The sequence below is a fragment of the Nitrospirillum iridis genome (assembly GCF_014205765.1).
In the GTDB taxonomy this organism is placed as follows: Bacteria; Pseudomonadota; Alphaproteobacteria; order Azospirillales; family Azospirillaceae; genus Nitrospirillum; species Nitrospirillum iridis.
In genome coordinates this window covers 1-19774 of the sequence record NZ_JACIIZ010000017.1, presented here as the reverse complement: position 1 = coordinate 19774, position 19774 = coordinate 1, and the positions used below count along the sequence as shown (strand labels likewise).

At 65.3% G+C, this 19774-nt stretch carries 17 protein-coding genes; 12 read left to right on the top strand and 5 right to left on the bottom strand.

The genetic code is table 11. The annotated features are described in order from the left end of the window. Positions 1-4: 4 nt before the first annotated feature. The 3 genes from FHS74_RS24615 to FHS74_RS24605 all read left to right on the top strand — a co-directional run bounded on the left by FHS74_RS24615 (position 5) and on the right by FHS74_RS24605 (position 2760). Positions 5-1057, top strand: a complete 1053-nt coding sequence (locus FHS74_RS24615) for a sugar phosphate isomerase/epimerase family protein (RefSeq protein ID WP_184806706.1) — start codon at positions 5-7, stop codon at positions 1055-1057. Positions 1058-1342: 285 nt separating this feature from the next. Continuing rightward, a complete protein-coding gene (locus FHS74_RS24610; RefSeq protein ID WP_184806704.1) occupies positions 1343-2353 on the top strand; it encodes a sugar phosphate isomerase/epimerase family protein in 1011 nt (336 codons plus the stop codon). Between the two features lie 14 nt (positions 2354-2367). Next, positions 2368-2760, top strand: a complete 393-nt coding sequence (locus FHS74_RS24605) for a C-glycoside deglycosidase beta subunit domain-containing protein (RefSeq protein WP_184806702.1) — start codon at positions 2368-2370, stop codon at positions 2758-2760. Between the two features lie 68 nt (positions 2761-2828). Here FHS74_RS24605 and FHS74_RS24600 read toward each other — a convergent pair whose 3' ends face one another. The 3 genes from FHS74_RS24600 to FHS74_RS24590 all read right to left on the bottom strand — a co-directional run bounded on the left by FHS74_RS24600 (position 2829) and on the right by FHS74_RS24590 (position 6357). Continuing rightward, positions 2829-4232 carry an MFS transporter gene (locus FHS74_RS24600; protein ID WP_184806700.1) on the bottom strand — a complete coding sequence of 468 codons (1404 nt, stop codon included), beginning with the start codon at positions 4230-4232 and terminating at the stop codon, positions 2829-2831. Positions 4233-4254: 22 nt separating this feature from the next. After that, positions 4255-5022 (bottom strand): hydroxypyruvate isomerase family protein, encoded by a 768-nt coding sequence (locus FHS74_RS24595; protein WP_184806698.1) that lies wholly within the window; start codon positions 5020-5022, stop codon positions 4255-4257. 84 nt (positions 5023-5106) lie between these two features. Further along, complete coding sequence (locus FHS74_RS24590; protein WP_211106530.1) at positions 5107-6357, bottom strand: MFS transporter; 1251 nt, start codon at positions 6355-6357, stop codon at positions 5107-5109. 295 nt (positions 6358-6652) lie between these two features. On the opposite strand from FHS74_RS24590, the gene FHS74_RS24585 reads away from it, so the two are divergent. From FHS74_RS24585 to FHS74_RS24575, 3 genes are read left to right on the top strand one after another with little or no spacing between them, the layout of a single operon-like run. Beyond that, on the top strand, positions 6653-7762 hold the full coding sequence (locus tag FHS74_RS24585) for an LLM class flavin-dependent oxidoreductase (protein ID WP_184806696.1): 1110 nt from the start codon (positions 6653-6655) through the stop codon (positions 7760-7762). Continuing rightward, complete coding sequence (locus tag FHS74_RS24580; RefSeq protein ID WP_184806694.1) at positions 7759-8319, top strand: NADPH-dependent FMN reductase; 561 nt, start codon at positions 7759-7761, stop codon at positions 8317-8319. The genes FHS74_RS24585 and FHS74_RS24580 overlap by 4 nt, the downstream gene beginning before the upstream one ends. Before the next feature lie 28 nt (positions 8320-8347). Next, on the top strand, positions 8348-10753 hold the full coding sequence (locus FHS74_RS24575) for a beta-glucosidase family protein (RefSeq protein ID WP_184806691.1): 2406 nt from the start codon (positions 8348-8350) through the stop codon (positions 10751-10753). Here FHS74_RS24575 and FHS74_RS24570 read toward each other — a convergent pair. Next, the gene (locus FHS74_RS24570; RefSeq protein ID WP_184806690.1) at positions 10750-11607 is read right to left on the bottom strand and encodes a TetR/AcrR family transcriptional regulator; all 858 of its coding nucleotides are present in this window, start codon (positions 11605-11607) and stop codon (positions 10750-10752) included. The genes FHS74_RS24575 and FHS74_RS24570 overlap by 4 nt on opposite strands. A 654-nt stretch (positions 11608-12261) precedes the next feature. Between FHS74_RS24570 and FHS74_RS24565 the strand changes: the two genes are divergently transcribed. From FHS74_RS24565 to FHS74_RS24550, 4 genes are all read left to right on the top strand, one after another. Beyond that, a complete protein-coding gene (locus tag FHS74_RS24565; protein ID WP_184806688.1) occupies positions 12262-14562 on the top strand; it encodes a TonB-dependent receptor in 2301 nt (766 codons plus the stop codon). An 86-nt stretch (positions 14563-14648) separates the two neighbouring features. Continuing rightward, positions 14649-15293: a gluconate 2-dehydrogenase subunit 3 family protein gene (locus tag FHS74_RS24560; RefSeq protein WP_184806686.1), complete on the top strand. Its 645-nt coding sequence runs from the start codon at positions 14649-14651 to the stop codon at positions 15291-15293. Next, complete coding sequence (locus FHS74_RS24555) at positions 15290-16972, top strand: FAD-dependent oxidoreductase (protein ID WP_184806684.1); 1683 nt, start codon at positions 15290-15292, stop codon at positions 16970-16972. The genes FHS74_RS24560 and FHS74_RS24555 overlap by 4 nt, the downstream gene beginning before the upstream one ends. Positions 16973-16988: 16 nt before the next feature. Beyond that, complete coding sequence (locus tag FHS74_RS24550; protein WP_184806682.1) at positions 16989-17174, top strand: hypothetical protein; 186 nt, start codon at positions 16989-16991, stop codon at positions 17172-17174. Between the two features lie 285 nt (positions 17175-17459). Here the strand turns inward: FHS74_RS24550 and FHS74_RS24545 are convergent, their stop codons facing one another. Further along, positions 17460-18356, bottom strand: coding sequence for a LysR family transcriptional regulator (locus FHS74_RS24545; protein WP_184806680.1), 897 nt, complete (start codon positions 18354-18356; stop codon positions 17460-17462). Between the two features lie 285 nt (positions 18357-18641). Between FHS74_RS24545 and FHS74_RS24540 the strand changes: the two genes are divergently transcribed. Both FHS74_RS24540 and FHS74_RS24535 read left to right on the top strand, forming a co-directional pair. Next, positions 18642-19376: an SDR family NAD(P)-dependent oxidoreductase gene (locus FHS74_RS24540; protein ID WP_184806678.1), complete on the top strand. Its 735-nt coding sequence runs from the start codon at positions 18642-18644 to the stop codon at positions 19374-19376. A 51-nt stretch (positions 19377-19427) separates the two neighbouring features. Further along, on the top strand, positions 19428-19730 hold the full coding sequence (locus FHS74_RS24535; RefSeq protein WP_211106529.1) for an SDR family NAD(P)-dependent oxidoreductase: 303 nt from the start codon (positions 19428-19430) through the stop codon (positions 19728-19730). Positions 19731-19774: the final 44 nt, after the last annotated feature.

Genomic DNA, 19774 nt, shown 5'->3' with positions numbered 1-19774 from the left:
ACCCATGCGCACGATCAAGGGGCCGGGCATCTTCCTGGCGCAATTCGCCGGTGACGCGGCCCCCTTCAACAGCCTGGGCGGCATTGCCGCCTGGGCCGCGGACCTGGGCTTCAAGGGCGTGCAGATACCCAGCTGGGACGCCCGCCTTTTCAATCTGCGCCTGGCGGCGGAAAGCCGCGACTACGCGCAGGAGGTCACCGGCACGCTTGCCGCCCACGGCTTGGCCGTGACCGAACTGTCCACGCACCTGCAGGGGCAACTGGTCGCCGTCCATCCCGCCTATGACGCGCAGTTCGACGGGTTCGCCGACCCATCCGTGCGGGGCGATCCGGCGGCGCGGCAGGCCTGGGCGGTGGAGCAGATGCGGCTGGCCGCCCGCGCCAGCGCCAACCTGGGGCTCACGGGGCACGCCACCTTCTCCGGCGCGCTCGCCTGGCCATACATCTATCCCTGGCCGCAGCGGCCGTCGGGCCTGGTGGAGGAGGCATTCGCCGAGCTGGCCCGGCGCTGGCGGCCCATTCTGGACGCGTTCGACGACGCTGGCGTCGATGTCTGCTTCGAACTGCATCCGGGTGAGGATCTGCACGATGGCGCCACCTTCGAACGTTTTCTGGAGGCCGTTGGCCAACACCGCCGCGCCAACATCCTGTTCGACCCCAGCCACTTCGTGCTGCAGCAGCTGGATTATCTGGCCTTCATCGACATCTATCATGAGCGCATCCGCGCCTTCCATGTGAAGGATGCGGAGTTCCGGCCCAATGGCCGGTCAGGCGTTTATGGCGGTTACCAAGGCTGGATCGACCGGCCTGGACGGTTCCGCTCCCTGGGGGATGGCCAGGTGGATTTCAAAGCCGTCTTCTCCAAGATGGCGGCCTACGACTATCCCAACTGGGCCGTGCTGGAATGGGAATGCGCCCTGAAGCATCCTGAGGATGGCGCCCGCGAGGGGGCCCGATTCATTCAGGACCATATCATCCGTGTGACCGATCGGGCGTTTGACGATTTCGCCGATGCCGGGAGCGACACGGCGCTGAACCGTCGGCTGCTTGGGCTGTGACCGGTGATGACCGGCCGGCCGCCATCAGGGTTGGGGGCAGGGTTGGCGGAAGCATCGTGTTCTGGGTGATTGTTTTTTGGAAATAAGAATAATAATATTGGTACTGAAATATCGCCATCATAGCGCCGGCTCGGCGCACCGGCTTGGCGAGGCCGCCATCATGGGAAAGCCCGCGCGGGGGAGGTGCGGGTTCGCCATCCGGATATCCAAGAGATCGGGCTCTAGCCTGAGACCGCCGTCCAAACCGGCTCCCGGCGGGGCCGCATCTGACCAAGGACAGCTTCCATGTCGACGTACGACATCAAGCGGGGCGTCAGCCTCTATAGTTACCAGGAAGAATATTTCCTGCGGCAGAAGTCGCTGGAGGACCTGATCAAGGTCTCCGCCGAGATGGGCGCCAAGGGCATCGAACTCATCAGCGAGCAGACGTTTCCCGGCTATCCCAACCCCCTGGCTCCTTCCGTCTACGACAATTGGCACGCGCTGATGGCCAAGTACGGCACGACGCCGGTCTGCCACGACTTCATGCTGGACTATAAGAAGTACAAGGACAGGCCGATGCCGTTCGAGGAGCAGGTGGCCTCCTGCAAGGTCGACATCGACCATGCGGCCCGGCTGGGCTGCCCCTACACCCGCGCCCTGGTATCCATCGAACCCAATGTGTTGGTGGCCTGCGCCGATTACGCGGAAAGCCGCAACGTCCGCCTCCTGATCGAGGTGCACGCGCCCCTGCATTTTGATCATCCGTGGATCATCCGCCATGCCGAGGCGTTCGAGAAGTCGGGCTCCGACTATCTGGGCTTCCTGCCGGACATGGGCATGTTCCTGTTCGCCTTCCCGCCCGTGTGGAAGGAAAAGTTCATGCGCGACGGCGTGCCCCAACACATCGCCGACTATATCTGCAAGGCCTACGAGGATCGGGTCTTGAGCGAGTATGTGATCCTGGAGGTGGAGAAGATGGGCGGCGTCGGCCCCGCCATCGGCATGGCCACCGCCCTGCGCCACAACGCCGCGTTCGAGCCCAAGCGCATGCTGGACCATATGGACCGCATCTGGAACGTCCATGCCAAGTTCTATGAAATGACGGAAGATTTGGTGGAACCGTCCATCCCGTATGACGAGATCATCCGCGTGCTGAAGCAGGGCGGTTACAAGGGCTACATCTGCTCGGAATACGAAGGCAACCGCTGGATCCAGGACGCCTTCCCGGTTGATTCCATCGAGCAGGTCCGCCGCCAGCAGGAAATGTTCAAGAAGCTGATCGGTGAGCCGCAGGCCGCCGTCAGCGCCGCGTGAGGGGAGAGGCCGCAATGTTTGATAAATACATGATCTGCGAGGAAGGCTTCGGCAATGTGGTCGAGGACGACCAGGTGGTGGGGTTCACTTTCCTGGCACGCCTTCCCTATTACCGCGGCATCGGCCTTTCCATGGTGGAGGACATCGGCGTCGTCATCGATGGCGAACCGGTTTCCCGCCAGGACGTCCGCTTCACCGTCCGCGGGCGCACCTGGACGCTCGACGAGATGGAGACGGAATACACCGAACGCTGGAACTTCGGTGAGAAGGCGGCGGTGACCGTGCGGCGCCCCAACGGCCTGGCGCCCGGCCGGCATCGTCTGCAGCTGTCGGAGCGTATCCGCGTCTCCTACCTGCCCTTCGTGCCGACCACGCGGGACGCGAAGGAACTCGACATCCCGGCATGACTCTTCCTTTCCATGCCGGTACTGGGGGCGCGGCGGCCTGATCGCCGCGCCCTTTTCTTATGCCGGCCTCAGGCCTGGGGGCGCCTGGGTATGGCGGGATAGAAGCTGATGCAGATGGTTTGTAGGACCAGCACCACGACCGCGGGCACATAGTAAAGCGCATGCACCATGTGAACGGCGCCATCGCTGACGGCAGCCGGACTGTAGTCGACCCATGCCAGTCCATAGGCGACGACGGCGCCGCCCAGGGCCATGCCGATTTTGGTCGACAGGCTGATGCCCGCCGACAGCAAGCCCTCATGCCGGACGCCGAAGCGGGCCTGGTGATAGTCCACGGTCTCGGCCGCCATGGCGAAGATCGCCGTCATGGTCACGCTGATAAGGACCGAGGCCAGGATGTAAATCGCCAGGAACAGCCAGGGCTGGCCCTCCGCCAGGGGTAGGACCAGGTACAGCCCGGTTGCCAGGATCAGCACCAGGCGGTTGCCCTGGCGCATGCCGAAGCGGCGCAGATAGGGCGGCGCGATCGCCGATCCGATCAGCAGCGTGCCGGAGATCGCCGGCAGCAGGATGGAGATCATCCACGGCTGATGCAGGACGTTCAGGGCGAAATAGGCCGTCACCGCCAGCACGGCACCGAAGCGGATGAAGTTCAAGGTGGTGAACGCGAACACCACCAGCCAGGCTCGGTTGCGAACCATATTCGAGATGGCCGACAAGGTGGCGGGCGGCTCCTCGCCCCCGTCGTGGATGATTTCGCGGCAGTTGGCGAATAGGTTCAGGATCAGCGCCACCGAAACGCTGGCCGCCAGCAGGGCGGTCAGCAGGAAGCCCTGGGCCTTGTCCCCGCCGCCCAGCGCCGTCACCAGGGGCATGGTGCCGGCGGTGGCGAAGATGACGGACAGGGCTGTGCCGGCGGAGCGCAGGCTGCCGACCTGCACCCGTTCCTCCTGGCGGCCGGTCATCATGGGCAGCAGGGCGCTATAGGGGATGTTCACGACGGAAAACAGCAGGCCCAGGATGATGAAGGTGGCGCCGGCCCAGACCAGCTTGCCCGTGTCCCCGAAGGGCGGCACGTAGAAGACGGCCACCGACAGGAGGCCGAACGGCACCGCGCCGTAGAGGAAGTAGGGGCGGGTCCGTCCCCAACGGCTGCGTGTGCGGTCCACCAGCATCCCGACCACGGGGTCGATGCCGGCATCCAGCAGCCGTGACAACAGGAACAGGGTGCCGACCACGCCCACGGGCAGCAGCGCGACATCGGTATAGAAATAGAGCAGGAAGGCCCCGACCATGTTCCAGCAGAGGCCGAAGGCGAAATCGCCGGCGCCGTAGCTGATCTTGGCTTTCCAGGGAAGACCGCCGCCGGGCGGAGACGCGGTGGCGTTCCCCCCGGTGGCGGTGGCGGTGGCGGTGGCGGATGGATGGGGAGGGGTGGGGAGGGCGATGCCACCCCCATTTCGCGTGGACATCGCCGGAGACTCCGCTGTGGGGTTACAGGCTCAGCGCGGCGCGGGCCGTCGCCAGCGTTTCCAAGGTCGGGCCCTGGGGCTTGTATTCCAGGCCCACGGCGCCGGTGTACCCCAGTTCCCGCAGGATGCCGATGTAGCGCGCCCAATCCACCGTGCCGCTGCCCGGCTGATGCCGGCCAGGCACATCGGCCACCTGGACATGCCCCACCAGGTGGAAACGTCCGGCCAAAACCTGGGCCGGATCTTCCCCCATGACGGTGGAATGGTACATGTCGTAGAGCAGGCGCAGATTGGGGCTGCCAACCTCCTCCACCATGTCCAGTCCTTCGGCCGTGCTGTCGAGGAACATGCCTGGATGTTCGACGCGGGTGTTGAGCGGTTCCAGCACCAGCGGGATGCCGGCTTGTTCGGCCAACGCGGCTGCCCGTTTAAGGACACCGACGGCGATCGCGTGCTGTTCCTGGCGCGACACCTCCGGCCGGGTGAAGCCGGATGCCACCACCAGGGCCTGCGCCCCGGCCTCCTTCGCGGCCTGCAGGCTGTCGCGCACTGCCGCCAGAAATTCATCATGCTGGGCGGGGTCGACCAGGCTGCGCCGTGGTTCGACCACCATGCTGGTCAACCGAACCCCGGTCTCATCCAGGGCGCGGCGCACGTCGTCCAGCGGCTTGTCCCGCCACAGGTGGAATTCCACCGCCTTCAGCCCGGCGGCTTTGGCGGCGTGGATGCGATCAGGGAAGGACTGATGCTCGGCGGCGAACAGCCACTCGATGCACGCTGCGAGATACATGGGGTAACTCCTGGGCTGGAAAGGGGGCGCCGCCGCTTCGGCGGGACGCGGGCCTCATGGTGGAATGGTTCCGTCGCCTGCGGCTCAGGGAGTGGCGTCCACGGGGGACGGTTTGGCCTTAAGCAGGGCCGCCAGCGCCACGGTGCCGGCCGCCAGGGCCACGAGGCCCATGGTGACGAAGGCCGCCTGCACCGTTCCGTCCGTCAGCGCCCTGGCGCCGGCGACGAAGAAGGGGCTGGTGAATTGGCCGAGAAAGAAGCAGGACGCCCAGATGCCCATGCCGCGCCCGCGGTGGGCGAACGGCAGCACGCCCTGTGCCCAGGCGATCAGGGACGGCACCGTCATGCCGGCGCCCATCTGCTGCAACAGCAGAAGCGCCACCATGACTTTGTAGTCACTGGCCAGCCCCACGCCCGTGAGGCCAACGCCCAGCAAGGCGAAAATGCCCGCCAACTGCAGCGCCGTGGCCCGTTTGCCGAGGTAGCCGAACAAGAGCGTGCCGATGGGAACGCCGATGCTGGCGATCGAGATCAAGGTGCCCACCCTGCTGGGGCTGTCGACCCCGACTTCGCGGAACACCAGGCCGCCTTGGATGATGAAGACGTAATAGATCGTGGAGGCCAGCAGGGTGACCGCGCCATACAGCGCCACGGCCTGCAGCGGGAAGGCGGGGGCGCGGACGCCACCATTGGCGGAGACTGAGTCCGCCGCGGTGGATTTTTCAGGCTCGAAGATCAGGGCGTACATGCCCACGAAAATGGGCAGGGCGATAAGGTAGATGAGGAAAACGCCGTTCCAGCGCAGTTCGGTCAGCAGGCCGGAGGCCGCGATCACGGCAGGGGCCATCGCTGAGCCGGTCACCCCTTGGATGACCAGCCATTTGCGCCGGCCCGCCGGGTCGTAATAGTCGGCGATGAGGGTGTTGACGATGGTCAGGATCGCCGCCTCCGTCACCCCCAGCAACAGCCGCGATGCGATGACGGAATACAGGCTGTCCAGGAAATAGGGCAAGGCGCCCGCGATACCGTAGAGCAGTGTCGACCAGACCAGCAGCGGCCGGCGGCCGAACCGGTCGACAGCCAGCCCGGCGAAGGGCGCCAACACGGCGATGGCCAAGCCAGGTGCTGAGACCAGTACCGGCACCAGCAGCGATGCGTTAGCGACATCATGGAAATGGTCCAGGATGGTCGGTACCGCCGGGGCCAGCGAGATGATCGCCAGGATGGGCAGGAAACCGCTGATCACCAGGATGATCCCCTGTCCCAAACCGGCCTTGCCCAAACCGGCCTTGCGTTGGGCGCCCTGAGTCGGAGCGACGATCGCCCGATCCGCCATGAATATCCTCCCTCCGGCGTCGTGCGCCGTAACAGAATAATTATTTTGAAAATAATGATGATGGGGGAACTGTTTTGTCAACGCGGGAGTCGGCGGCCAGGCCAAGAACCTAATTTTTTCCCCAAAAAAAGCGACTTTTGGCGCTGCTCGCGGGTTTCGGTTGACGCCCATCGGTTCGGCTGGTTACAAATTAAGAATACCAATTCTAATTTATATACCGAGTCCGGCGTGACGGCCGACTGGACCGCCACAGAACGGGCCGGGGCCGGAACAGGGCGACCTAACGGAGGAAACAGTGCGCTTCTCAACCTTTCTGAACGCTCGCTCCATGGGGCCGGAGCAAGACCGCGCCGTGATGATGGGCATGATCGACCATGCCGAACGGGCGGAAGCGGCTGGTTTCGACGCCGTTTTCCTGCCAGACCACCATTTCACGGGCTACATGCCCATGGCGTCCGATCCGTTCATGTTCGCGGCTTACCTGGCGGCGCGTCTGAAGCGGGTGCATTTCGGCTTCTCCGTCACCACGGTGCCACTGCACCATCCCGTGCGGTTCGTCGAACGCATCAACATCCTGGATCAACTGACCCAGGGCCGGGTCCTGGTCGGTGTGGGCAGCGGCACGACGCCGGAAGAGATGATCGGCTTCGGCGTGAATTACAAAGAGGCCTCGCGCCTGGCGGAGGAGAACCTGGCCATCGCTGAAAAGCTATGGGCCAAGGCCCCGCACGACGCGCCGGTTGCCTTTGACAACGGCCACTACAAGGGCGAGGTGGTTCAGCGCATCGCGCCGGTGGCCTACAGCGCGGGCCACGCCAAGTTGATGCCGGTGGCCATGAAGGAAAGCAGCGCGCGGCGCGCGGCGGATCATGGCTGGCCCGCCTTCATTCCGGCCTTCACCCCGCCCCGGATCGGCGGGACGGAGCCCATGGTCCATGTCCGGAAATTTTTCACCGCGTATCGCGACATGCTGATGGCGGCCGGCCATGCGCCCGAGGTGGTCGCCGACGCCCTGTCCTGGACGACGCACACCTATCAGTGTGTGCATGTGGCGGAAACCGAGGCGCAAGCCCGCCGGGAACTGGAGGAAATCCTGACCGTCTACCAGGAGGCCGTTGACCGCGAGGCGGCCTTCAACGCCAAGGCCGAGGCGACGGAGGCCAACAAGAAGACGGACCGGACCCCCAACGCCCTGACGGACGACTGGATCGGCACTTGGTGCCTTTACGGCAGCCCCGAGACGGTGATCGAGCACCTGCGGCCCTACCAGGAACTGGGCATCGGCAACATCCTCTGCGGCATGCTGACCGGCCCCCTGACGGAACGGCGTATGGCCTATGCCAATCAGACGCTGGACCTCATGGCCCGGAAGGTCATCCCGGCCCTCAGGGAGGGAGGGCGATGAGCCGGCCGCTGATCGTCGGCTTCGGCGGCACCACCCGTCCGGGTTCATCGGGGGAGCGCATGGTGGCGGCCGTACTGTCGGCCGCCAGGGCACTCGGCGCCGAAACCCGGCTGTTCGGCGGCGCCGACCTGGCGGCCCTGCCGCATTTCGCGCCCGAAAACCGCCAGCGTACGGTGGAGCAGCGCGAATTCGTGGACGCGGTGCGCGCCGCGAACGGCTTGGTCATCGGGTCGCCCGGCTATCATGGCGGTGTCTCCGGCTTGGTGAAGAACGCCATCGACCTGCTGGAGGATTTGCGCGACGACGACCGCGTCTATTTCGATGGGTTGCCGGTCGGTTTGGCGGTCACGGCGGCGGGCTGGCAGGCGGGTGGCGTGACGCTCACCGCCTTGCGCGGCATCGTCCACGCGATGCGGGGATGGCCCACCCCGCTGGGCATCGCCGTGAACACCGTGGCGCAGAAGCCCTTCGATGCCGAGGGTCACCTGGTCGACGCGGGCATCCTGGAACAGGTCCAGGTTCAGGCCCAACAAATCATGCTGCTGGCCGACCTCTGACCGCCAGCGCCGTAAGGGGAATTTCCGAATGTCTGTCGATTTGCCCGACGATCCCTTTGCCATCGCCCCGTTGACGAGTGGTCGTGACATGTGGTCGACGGCCGAGCTGCCCGGCATCCGCTCCATCAAGATGGCGGATGGCCCCATGGGTATCGCGTCGGGCCGGGTGGACGAGCGGGACGTCGCCGTTCTCACCCCATGCGGCACCGCCCTTGGTGCCAGTTTCGATGCCGACCTGGTGGCCCGCGTTGGCGCCATTGTCGGCGGCGAGGCGCGGCGCCTGGGCGTCGACGCCGTCCTGGCGCCCAACCTGAACCTGCAACGCAGTCCCCTCTGTGGCCGCGCGTTCGAGCTGTTCGGCGAGGATCCCTATCTCGCCGGCGTCCTGGGGTCCGCCTGGATCGGCGGCCTGCAAAGCCAAGGGGTGGGGTCCGTCGCCAAGCACCTGGTGTGCAACGACAGCGAGACCGATCGGGACAGCATGAACGCCGTGGTCGATGATCGCGCGCTGCGCGAGGTCTACCTGTTGCCGTTCGAGATGGCGGCGACGGCGGGCTGCGTCGGCATCCTGGCGGCCTACAACCGCCTGAACGGCCATTATTGCGTGGAACATCGCCAACTGCTGACCGAGATCGTCAAGGGCGACTGGCGTTACCCCGGCTTCATCGTATCCGACTGGTTCGGGGGTCGCGACACATTGCGCTCCGCCCTGGCGGGCTTGGATCTGGACATGCCGGGCCCGGATCGGGTGCTGGGGACGAAGTTCGCCGCCGCCGTGGCGGCGGGCACGGTGTCGGCAGAGCGGCTGGCCGATGCGGCGGGACGCGTGGCCGGGGCCGTGCGGACCATCGACGGGCTGCCGATCGGCACGGCCGTGGCCGACCCGGACGCTGTGCTGATCGAGGCCGCCGCCGCTGGCTTCGTGCTGCTGAAGAACGAGGGCGGCCTGCTGCCGCTGGCACCGGCCACCGTGCGCCGGGTGGCGATCATTGGTCCCAACGCGGCCAGCCCTTGTCTGCAGGGAGGTACGTTCGCCAAGATCGCGGTGCGTCCGGACTTCATCGCGCCGCTGCAAGCCATCCGCGAGCGCTTCGGTGACACCATCCAGGTGGTGTATGAGCAGGGCGTGGCGCCGGAATATCGCCTGCCACCCCTGAGTGTCACGCCCGCCCGTGACCTGGGCGATGGGGCGTCCCGTGGCATGACCGTGGAGTTCTTTGTCGGCGACGGCGAGGGCGAGCCCGTGTTCGCGGAAACCCGCGACACCAATTCGCTGACATGGTTCGTTGGCCTGCCGGGGACGGACCACCTGAAACAGGCCGGGCGCATCCGGGCCAGCGGTTGGTATGTGCCGGAGCGGGGGGGCGCGCACCGCGTCCACATCGGTGGCACGGGCACGCTGCGCCTGACGGTGGGGGGCCATGAGGTGTACAGCGGCGGGGGCCCGGTGGCCCCGTCCGACCTCATGGGCATGCTCAAGGGCGGCGACAGCCAGTCGGTGGTGCTGGACCTGGCCGCCGGCATACCCGTGCTGCTGTCCTTCGAATTGGCCTACACCCCGGCCCGCGCTCAAGGCCTCTGGTATGGCATGGCGGGTCCGGACTTGCCGGCGGAGATGCTGGAACGCGCCCTGGCCGCCGCGGCGGAGGCCGATGTTGTTCTGCTGATGGTGGGGGAGACGGCGGACGCAGGTGTGGAAAGCAAGGACCGTCCCGGTACGTCCCTGCCGGCCGCGCAGGTTGATCTGCTCCATCGCCTGCATGGGGTGAACCCCAATATCGTGGCCATCTGCAATGTGGCCCACGCCTTCGACCTGTCATGGCAGGAAAAGGTGAAGGGCTTGATGATCACCTGGTATTCCGGTGAACAGTATGGACCCGCCTTGGCCCAGGTGTTGGCTGGGGACCGGGAGCCGGGCGGCCGCTTGCCCTTGAGCATCGCCCGCCAGGACGGTGATTACCCCGCCTTCAGCCTGAAGCCGATGGCCTCGGGCGATGTACCCTATCGGGAGAGGCATCTCATTGGCTACAAGGGCATGCAGGCCGCCGGCGCCGCACCCCTGCATGCCTTCGGCGCCGGTTTCGGCTATACCCGGTTCACTGTATCCGACCCATCGCTGTTCCCGGCGGCGGACGGCGCCGTCCTGGTGTCGGCCCAGGTGCGCAATATCGGCCCGCGTCCGGGCAAGGCGGTTCTCCAGGCCTACGTCGCGGGGCCGGACGGCATCCGCCACTTGCGCGGCTTCGTCAGCATCGTCGTGCCGGCGGGTGAGGAGGCGCCCGTCCTCCTTACGTTGCCGTCGCGCGCTTTCGCCCATTGGGACACATCGGCCGGCGGTTGGCGGACGACACCGGGCCGGCACGACGTGCTGCTGGGGTGGAACAGCCTGGATCTGCCGTTACGGCTGGTCGTCGAGCGGGCGGCTGGTTGTTAACCCGCCTTCGCCTTGGTGCTGGGCCTGCCCCGCGGCCGTCGTTGGGGCGGGGGCGTGGCGGTGTTCGCATCGGCTTGCTTGGCCTGGTCGGCGCCATCCTCAAGCCCGGCGGCTTCGGTTCCGCGCGGGAGGCCGCCCTGCGGTTCGGAAGGGGCCACGGAGTCGGGCCGACCGCTCTCGCGAGACCCGACCGTGGCGACATGAGGCTTGGTCATGAGATAGGCCGCGAAGGAATGCGTGAGATCGCGTTTCAGTTGTTCCCATTCCCACATGTCCCCCTCTTCCCGCACCGAGCCCAGCCCCAATACACGGGCCACGGCCGCGTACATGATGTTGAACCCCGCCTGCACGGCGCGCTCCGGATCAGGGTGCGCGATATCATCGCGGTATCTTAAAATCGCGAGCTTGATGTCGGCGATGGCCGCCTGATGGGACATCTTGCCCAACCGGGCCACCACCGGGTCATGGTTGGCGCGCAGCATCATGGCCCTGAGAATGTCCGCGTGATGACGCAGATGCTCCGCCATGCCCGCCGTCAGCGCCGCGACCAGGTCATGCAGATTGCCCGTCTCCAATGCCACGCGGGCGATCAGTTGCTGTTGCTCATGCTGGATGTTTGTTTGAACACGCTCCTGCACCGCGCGTATCAAATCGTCCTTGCTGTCGAAACGGCAATAGATGGAGCCGACCGAAACCTTGCCGACGCGGCTGACATCGGTGAGGGTGAACTCATCGTTGCCATGAATTTTCAACAGCTCTTGCGCGGCCACGAGCATCCGTTCGTACGAGGCCTTGCTGCGACTTTGCACAGGCTCCCGTTGCGGGCCGGGCTTAACCGCTTTTCGTTCACTCATAATCTCTGCTTTCCCAAATATATAGACGGCTCGTGGCGGCTCAAAATTATAGCACTGATACCATTTTTGGCTATCGGCGAGGGAACTGCAATCGCGCGGGCATGATACATGCCTAACTTTGGCATGCCCGACTTTGGCGGGTCGGCATACGGGACGGGCGCCGTGGCGTGATCCAGCCGTCTGATGGGGGCGCCGGGGGAGGGCATTTCCCTCCAGGGTTATCCAGCTGTCTTTTCGCCCATTCCCAAGGTTGGGACGCTCCCTCCGCAAGCCGCGCTGACGGGCTGAACCGGGCTGGCCAAATTCCCGCCAACGGTCATCTGATAATATAATGATGATTCTAATAGCCTATCGGGGCCGGAGGATTTTCGGCCTTGGTCCGGGTGGCGGGATATGGTGTCGCGCGGCGAAAAGCCTGCGGCGCTTTGAGCGGACGGCGAGGGACTAATCGCAAACTTTCCGGGGGCTTTTCCCCCCTTATGCCGACGGAGTGGCGCCGTGTCCGCCGGTGAGCGGCCCGGTGCCAGGCGTCGGTGGATTGGCCCTGGACAAGAACAATAATACGGGTTCTAATTATGCCCAACAAATGCGGGGAGGAATGGATGGGCCGGTAAACCGTCGGTCACCTTCCCGACGTCTCAGGGGAGGATGTCCATGAAACCATCGGTCAAATTGCTGCTGCGCGCCTCGACGGCGCTGTTCCTGACAACCGGGGCCGCGATGGCCCAGACCGCGCCGCAGACCGCGCCCACGTCGGCGGGCTCCAATGCCGCCGACCCTTCCCTCATGGAAATCGTGGTCACGGCCCAGAAGCGCAGCGAAAGTGTGCAGCAGGTGCCGATTTCCGTGACGGTGATCGGTGCCGACCAACTCGCCCGGCGGGGTGTGCAGTCGGTACAGGACCTGTCACAGGCCAGCGCTTCGCTGGAATTCACGGCGCCCACGGCCGCCCCTGGCGGCGGCGGCTTCGTCCGTGGCATCGGCACCAACCAGGTGGGCAACGCCACGGCCGCCAGCTCCGTCAGCATCGTGCTGGACGGCGTGGTGCTGGGCAACGTGCCGGTCTCGGATATTTTCGATACGGAGCGGGTGGAGGTCCTGAAGGGCCCGCAGGGCACACTGTTCGGCAGTTCGGTGTCGGCCGGCTTGGTCAACATCACCACCAAGGCTCCCGTCCTGGGCGAGACGTCGGGCTACGTGACCACGGAATTCGGCTTCACCGGCCTGGGCTCGGGATATTCACGCGATGTCGTGCGCGCCGCCCTGAACGTGCCGGTCACCAGCAATTCGGCGCTGCGCCTGGCCGCGCACTTCTATGACAATTCCGGCCTGACCAAAGACACGGTCACGGGCAAGGATGAGGACCAGAGCAACTACGGCCTCCGCGCCCGTTACCTGGCACAGTTGTCCGACAAGCTGACGTTCAACCTGATCGGTGACTACAACAAGACCGACGACAGGGATCCGGGCGGCCTGATCTATCGGGCGGCCACCGCCGGCTCGCCGCTCGCCCAGGCGCTGGGCGCGTGCGGTATCGTGCCGTCCGCCTCCAACACCAGCCAGTGCAACGGACAGGGGCTTTATGACCGGGCGCAGGTGGGCGGCTTGTCGGGGCAATTCGACCTCGACCTGAACGGCATGACGCTGACCTCCATCACCGCCGGGCGCCGCTTGCACGACACCACCGCTGTCGACCTCATCGGCATAACGCCGTCGGTCGCGCGCCAGTACATGCAGAACTGCAATTTCGTGGATTGCTTCCCAGTGGTGGCGCTTTACGCCGGCACCACCACCACCCCGCAGGTGAGCAACCATTCCCTCGTATCGCAGGAACTGCGCCTGACCTCGTCGGACAACCGCGACTTGGAATGGGTGGGTGGCCTCTATTACCAGCGCACATCCTTCGCCAATTCCAAGCCGTCGGTGCTGATCATCCACCCGGCGGCCGTGGGAATGGACCTGACGGCGGCCGACGGCTCGCAGATCATCCACGCTGATAGCGAGGACTATGCCGCCTTCGGCAACGCCACCTGGTATCTGGAACCGGAAACCCGGCTGATCGGCGGCTTGCGCTTCACGCATTCCCGCGTTCATGAGGAGGAGGCCGACCCCGTCAATTCCGGCGTGCCGGATACCTTCGCCGCGACCGGTTACGACAACGCGGTGACCTGGCGCGCGGGGATCCAGCACGATTTCGACCGGGATACCATGGTGTACGCCACGGTCTCCACCGGCTACAAGGCGCCGCAGATCAACGACCAGCTGACCACCACCGACCACACACTGGACCCCATCAAGGCGGAACGGCCCACCGGGTTCGAGGTGGGGGTGAAGAAGACCCTGTTCGATGGGCGGCTCTACGTTGACGCCGACCTGTTCTACACCGACGTGAAGGACTTCCAGACGCAGTCGTGCATTTCCAGCACCAATGGCCTTAACTGCTCCAACATCAACGTCTCAAAGGTCGTCACCAAGGGCTTTGAGTGGGAAATCTTCGGCCACCCCTTCGCCGACACGACCGTCAACGTTTCCGGTATCGTCAATATCGCTGAATATCCACAGGGTTTCATCGGCGCCGACGGGTCGGACATGTCCAATAAGCAGCTGAACTACGCGCCCAAATTCAAGATGACCATCTCGGCCGAACGGCAGTTCACCCTGTCCGACACCTACAGCCTGGTTCTGGGGGCGGATGCCACCATCCGGACCAAGCAGTCCATGTACCTGTCAGCCGACCCGGTCTACGTCGTGCCGGGTCAGACCATCTTCAACGCCCGGCTGACCCTGAAGTCCGAGGACGATTGGTCTGTCGGCTTGTTTGGCCGCAATCTGGGCGACAAGGTCTACCCGACCCAGCTCTACCCCACCACGGCGTTCGCCAAAGGCGGGCTGTGGCAGGTGATCGATCCCAACGCGCGCCGTATGGTGGGCATACAGGCGGAAGCCAAATTCTGAGCCCGGGCCGGCGGCGGTGCGGGGGTGTTCCCAACGCGCCGCCGCCGGACCCTTCGAGAGGACAGCCCCCTTGGAGAGGATAGCCCATGGATCACGGTAACAGGGATGGACGGGGCGCCGGCCGGCGCCAGTTCCTCATGGTCCTGGCGGCGGCGGGTGCCGCGTTGACGCCGGCCGCCCTTTGGGCCCAGGCCAGGTCCGGCGCGGGCGCTGCCCCCCCGGGATTGATGCCGTCGCAGCGGGCACTGCTGGACCGGGTTTGCGACCTGACGATACCGGACAGCGACACGCCGGGGGCTCTGGCGGCCGGCGTGCCGGCCTTCGTCGCCCTGGCGCTGGCCCATGGCCTTGATGGCGCCGGCGCGCCCGTTCCCGCCACCCGTTTCACCGGTGGCGCGGGTCCGGACGGCGCCACCGTGCTTGATTGGCTGAGGTTCGAGTTGGACCTGAAGACGGGCGGCGCCTTTCTGACGGCGGCGCCCGCCGCCCAGGTGCAGGCTCTGGCGGCCCTGGATGGTGCGGCTTATGCGCCGGGCGGCCCACCCGGTGGCGATCCATCGCCCTGGCGGGTGCTGAAAGGGCTGATCGTCACCGGCTATTACACCTCCGAGGCTGGCGCCTCGCGGGAGCTGCAATACGAACTCGTACCCGGACATTGGGACGCGGATGTGCCGGTCGGCCCCCATGCGCGGGCTTGGTCTAGCGATTGGACAGCGGTGGATTTCGGATGAGCGCTGAATTTGACGCGATCGTGGTCGGCTCCGGCATCAGCGGGGGCTGGGCCGCCAAGGAATTGAGCGAGAAGGGCCTGAAGGTCCTGATGATCGAACGCGGCCGCATGATCGAACACGGCAGCGGCTACGTGACCGAAACACTGGCACCCTGGGAAATGCCTTTCCGGGGGGAGGGTGACGCGGCACTTTACGCCCGTGATTTCGCGGTTCAGTCCAAGAACCGGCATTTCACCGAGTTCACGCAAAACCACTTCGTGAACGATAGGGACAACCCCTATTCGGTGGCGGAGGGCACGGAGTTCAATTGGTGGCGCGGTTACCAGGTGGGCGGGCGCTCCCTGACCTGGGGGCGGCAATCCTACCGCATGAGCGATTATGATTTCGGCGCCAACAAGAAGGATGGCCACGGCAGTGATTGGCCCATTCGCTATGCCGACCTGGCGCCCTGGTACGATCATGTGGAACGCTTCATCGGCGTGTCCGGCCAGGCGGAAGGCGTGGCCTCTCTGCCTGACGGCATCTACCAGCCGCCGATGGCCCTGAATGTCCTGGAGCGCTACGCCAAGGGGATCATCGAGCAGCGCTGGCCCGACCGGCGCCTGACCATTGGGCGCACCGCCAACCTGACGCAAGAGAAGGAGGGGCGGTCCGCTTGCCAATATCGCTCCATCTGCGCGCGCGGCTGCTCCTACGGCGCCTATTTCAGCACCCAGAGTTCCACCCTGCCGGCGGCGCGGAAGACGGGCAACCTGACCCTGATCACCGACACGGTGGTGGAGCGGGTGGACTACGACGCCGCAACGCGGCGGGCGACCGGCGTCTCGGTGCTGAATGTGAAGACGGGGGAACGGCGGCGGCACACCGCCCGCATCGTTTTCCTCAATGCCGGTGCCTTCAACACCAACCATCTGCTGTTACGCTCACGGTCCGACGCGTTCCCCACGGGGCTGGGCAATTCCAGTGGCCTGCTGGGCACCCACATCATGGACCACGCGACCACCGTGGGCGCCGTCGCGCTGTTCGACCGCTTCCAGGACCGCACGACGTTTGGCAACCGCCCCACGGGGATCGTCATCCCGCGTTTCCGCAACCTGGATCGCCAGGAGGGTGACTTCCTGCGGGGCTACAGTTTCCAAGGGGGGGCCTTGCGCAGCACCTGGACCCGGGCCAAGCGCGAGGCGGGCGTGGGCGCCGACTTCAAGGCCGCGATGCGCGGACCCGGCGGCTGGCGCATGGTCCTGGTTTCCTTCGCGGAAAGCCTGCCGCGACCCACCAACCGCCTGACGCTGGATCCGATCAAGACGGACGCTACGGGCGCGCCGCTGCTAAAGATCGATTTCAGCCATGGCGAGAACGAGCGGAAGGCACTGGCGGATGCGGGGCGGGAGGCCAGCGCCATGCTGTCGGCGGCGGGTGGCAAGGTTGTCCTGTCGCTGGACCGGCCCGGCGCCGGTGGCAGCGCCATTCACGAAATGGGCGGCGCCATGATGGGCGACAACCCTCGAACCTCCGTCACCAACCGTTGGAACCAACTGCACGACGTGCCCAACGTCTTCGTCAGCGACGGTGCCGCCATGGCCTCGTCAGCCTGCCAGAACCCGTCGCTCACCTATATGGCGCTGACGGCCCGGGCCTGTGACGCCGCCGCCCGCCTGTTACGGGAGGCCAAAATCTAGGGCGGACCAGCACAGTATGGAGCAGCGCTTCCGCGCGCGGTCGGCGATAGAGGGCGAAGGTGAGTTTCTTTCGCCGGGTCGGAAAAGCTGCGTGATTTCAAGAATTACGGCCATGAGCGGCATAGCTGGTGGTGCTTTTGTGTCGGGTAAATATTTCTATGGGCAAAATAAAGTATTGATGTCCCGGTTGATGATTGAGTGATAGTGATGGGAAGTACAGCGGCGGCAGTATAAATTCGGCGGCGATTTGCGCCATTGAGTAGTTTCTATTCTTATCTGTGCCTTAATTTTATTCGGTTGGTGGGGCAATGTGCAGTTATCTCAAACTGAGAGAGGGCTGCTGTGGCGTAGAATGGAGTGCACAAAGGCGGGGTTGCGCAGGACATCGGGGCGCTGGCATGAGCGTTCGTGTCCCCCCCGCGGCTTATGCTGAGGACGTCCGCTTGCGGGCACTCGTCCATTGCAAGCATCGACGCGCGCCCGGGCGTCAATCACGCGATATGGACAGCCCCGCGAGAAGCGGAGCGTGAGCGGCGAGCCTGCGGGATACGAACTCGGTGAAGAGCCGCACGCGCTTCGTTTTGCGTGTCTCTCCCTGCGTGAGAAGCCAGAGCGCCGCGTGTGTCTTCAGAGCGATGCCCGGAACCCTCGCCAGTAGGCGATCGGCATCTCCGACGAAACACGGCAGTCTGGTCATACCGATCCCTTGCCTTGCCGCGGCGATCTGCGCGTCGGCGTCCGGTGTCCTGAACGGAACCCCCGTCGCACGAACCTCGCCCTCGTCGGCCCAGTCCGGAATTCCATGACCGTCGATGACGATAGGCCGGATGGGATCCGGCGCGCCCGCACGCCACCCGGCCAGTCGATCGCGGGACATATAGACGCCTGAGAACAGCTCCGGACCCTTCAGCCCATGAAGATTGAGCGGCAGGGTCTTGCGATCGGAGACCATGCGGATCGCGACGTCCGCCTCTCGGTTGGTCAGATTCGCCACCTCGCCGGTCGACACGATCTCGATCTCGATGTCCGGATGCACGCGCGCGAAATCGGCGAGGTCTGGCATGAGCAGGTGTGTCGCTAGGAAGGGAGGCAGCGTCACCCGCAGAAGCCCGCGCACGCCCTGATCGCGCCCGAAGACACTCGTTTCCAGCCGATGGGACGAGGCCTCCATCTGGTTCGCGAACTCGAGGACCTCCCCGCCCGCAGCCGTCAGGCGATAGCCCGAAGGCAGCTTTTCGAAAACCTGCGTCCCGAGGTGGTCCTCGAGCTGGGCGATGCGTCGCAGCACGGTCGCGTGATTCACTCCGAGACTTTTGGCGGCGGCCCGCACCGAGCCGCCGCGCGCGGCGGCGAGAAAGTAGCGAACGTCATCCCAGTCGATCATGGTGCATTCCCGCGCCGCGCTTTGCCGCGTCCAAGGCCTGTATCCGACGCAACGTATAGCAGTTGACGATTGTTTTTGAGCATATTCCGAGGGTGGTGGCCATTCCGAATTCAGGCACTCTGGCTGAGGTGGCGATTGGCGTTGGTCGTCGAAGCGGATCGTTTCCGCACCACCGATGTGCAGGCTTCCGCACTCACCGCCTTATGTCGGCGGCCCCATGTTGAGGGTCTCGGAAGACATCCTGGTACAGCCAAAGACCCGAGACGGCGAAACAAGGAGAACGACATGACCAGATTGAATGGAAAGACCGCCATCATCACGGGCGGCGCCACCGGCATCGGCCGCGCGGCGGCAAAGCGCTTCGTGGAGGAGGGCGCCTTCGTCTTCATCTTCGGTCGCCGGCAGGACGCGCTCGACGCGGCTGTGGCCGACCTCGGGTCCAACGCCCGCGCGGTGAAGGGCTCGGTCTCGGATGAGGCCGACCTTGACCGACTCTACGCGGCGGTCAAGGCCGAGCGCGGAAGCCTCGACATCGTCTTCGCCAACGCCGGGACGGGAAGCCCGCTCGCCCTCGGCCAGATCACCGCCGCACACATCGACGAAACCTTCGACACCAACGTCAAGGGGACGATCTTCACGGTGCAGAAGGCGTTGCCGCTGATGGGCGCGGGTGGATCGATCATCCTGACCGGGTCGAGCGCCGGCACCACGGGTGCCCCGGGGTTCACGGCCTACAGCGCCAGCAAGGCGGCGGTGCGCAACCTCGCGCGGACCTGGGCGGATGAGCTGAAGGGCACCGGCATCCGGGTCAACGTGCTGTCGCCCGGAGCGACGGCGACCGAACTCGCGAAGGAGGCGCTGGGCGAGGAAGGCCAGAAGGCCTACGGCGCGATGACCCCGCTCGGGCGCATGGCCGATCCCGCGGAGATCGCGGCCGCGGCCGCTTTCCTCGCGTCGGACGACAGCAGCTTCATGACCGCCAGCGAAGTCGCCGTCGACGGCGGCCTGGCCCAACTCTGACCCACGGTGCCGTTCCGTGCCTAACTCATGCACAGTAAAGGACAAAAGATCATGAGAACACTCGAAGGTAAGATCGCAGTCATCACCGGCGGCAGCAGCGGGATCGGGTTGGCCACGGCCAAGCGCTTCGTGGCGGAAGGCGCGCACGTCGTGATCACCGGGCGGCGCGAGAAAGAGCTGAAGGAGGCCGCTGCCGTCATCAAGGACAACGTTACGACGGTTGTCGGCGACGTGGCGCGCCTGGACGATCTGGACCGGCTCTACGCGGTCGTGAAAGAGAAACATGGCCACATCGACATTCTCTGGACTTGCCCTGGAAAAGTGGAGAGCCATTTGCTCGCCGTCAGGCGGTAGCCTCGAACAGAACGGGGCTTTTGTAGCCCAGTGCCGAATGCCGC

Coding starts and splice junctions, on each gene's coding strand:
- FHS74_RS24615 (WP_184806706.1), top strand. CDS start 5: ATGCGCACGATCAAGGGGCCGGGCATCTTCCTGGCGCAATTCGCCGGT.
- FHS74_RS24610 (WP_184806704.1), top strand. CDS start 1,343: ATGTCGACGTACGACATCAAGCGGGGCGTCAGCCTCTATAGTTACCAG.
- FHS74_RS24605 (WP_184806702.1), top strand. CDS start 2,368: ATGTTTGATAAATACATGATCTGCGAGGAAGGCTTCGGCAATGTGGTC.
- FHS74_RS24600 (WP_184806700.1), bottom strand. CDS start 4,232: ATGTCCACGCGAAATGGGGGTGGCATCGCCCTCCCCACCCCTCCCCAT.
- FHS74_RS24595 (WP_184806698.1), bottom strand. CDS start 5,022: ATGTATCTCGCAGCGTGCATCGAGTGGCTGTTCGCCGCCGAGCATCAG.
- FHS74_RS24590 (WP_211106530.1), bottom strand. CDS start 6,357: ATGGCGGATCGGGCGATCGTCGCTCCGACTCAGGGCGCCCAACGCAAG.
- FHS74_RS24580 (WP_184806694.1), top strand. CDS start 7,759: ATGAGCCGGCCGCTGATCGTCGGCTTCGGCGGCACCACCCGTCCGGGT.
- FHS74_RS24575 (WP_184806691.1), top strand. CDS start 8,348: ATGTCTGTCGATTTGCCCGACGATCCCTTTGCCATCGCCCCGTTGACG.
- FHS74_RS24570 (WP_184806690.1), bottom strand. CDS start 11,607: ATGAGTGAACGAAAAGCGGTTAAGCCCGGCCCGCAACGGGAGCCTGTG.
- FHS74_RS24565 (WP_184806688.1), top strand. CDS start 12,262: ATGAAACCATCGGTCAAATTGCTGCTGCGCGCCTCGACGGCGCTGTTC.
- FHS74_RS24560 (WP_184806686.1), top strand. CDS start 14,649: ATGGATCACGGTAACAGGGATGGACGGGGCGCCGGCCGGCGCCAGTTC.
- FHS74_RS24555 (WP_184806684.1), top strand. CDS start 15,290: ATGAGCGCTGAATTTGACGCGATCGTGGTCGGCTCCGGCATCAGCGGG.
- FHS74_RS24550 (WP_184806682.1), top strand. CDS start 16,989: ATGGAGCAGCGCTTCCGCGCGCGGTCGGCGATAGAGGGCGAAGGTGAG.
- FHS74_RS24545 (WP_184806680.1), bottom strand. CDS start 18,356: ATGATCGACTGGGATGACGTTCGCTACTTTCTCGCCGCCGCGCGCGGC.
- FHS74_RS24540 (WP_184806678.1), top strand. CDS start 18,642: ATGACCAGATTGAATGGAAAGACCGCCATCATCACGGGCGGCGCCACC.
- FHS74_RS24535 (WP_211106529.1), top strand. CDS start 19,428: ATGAGAACACTCGAAGGTAAGATCGCAGTCATCACCGGCGGCAGCAGC.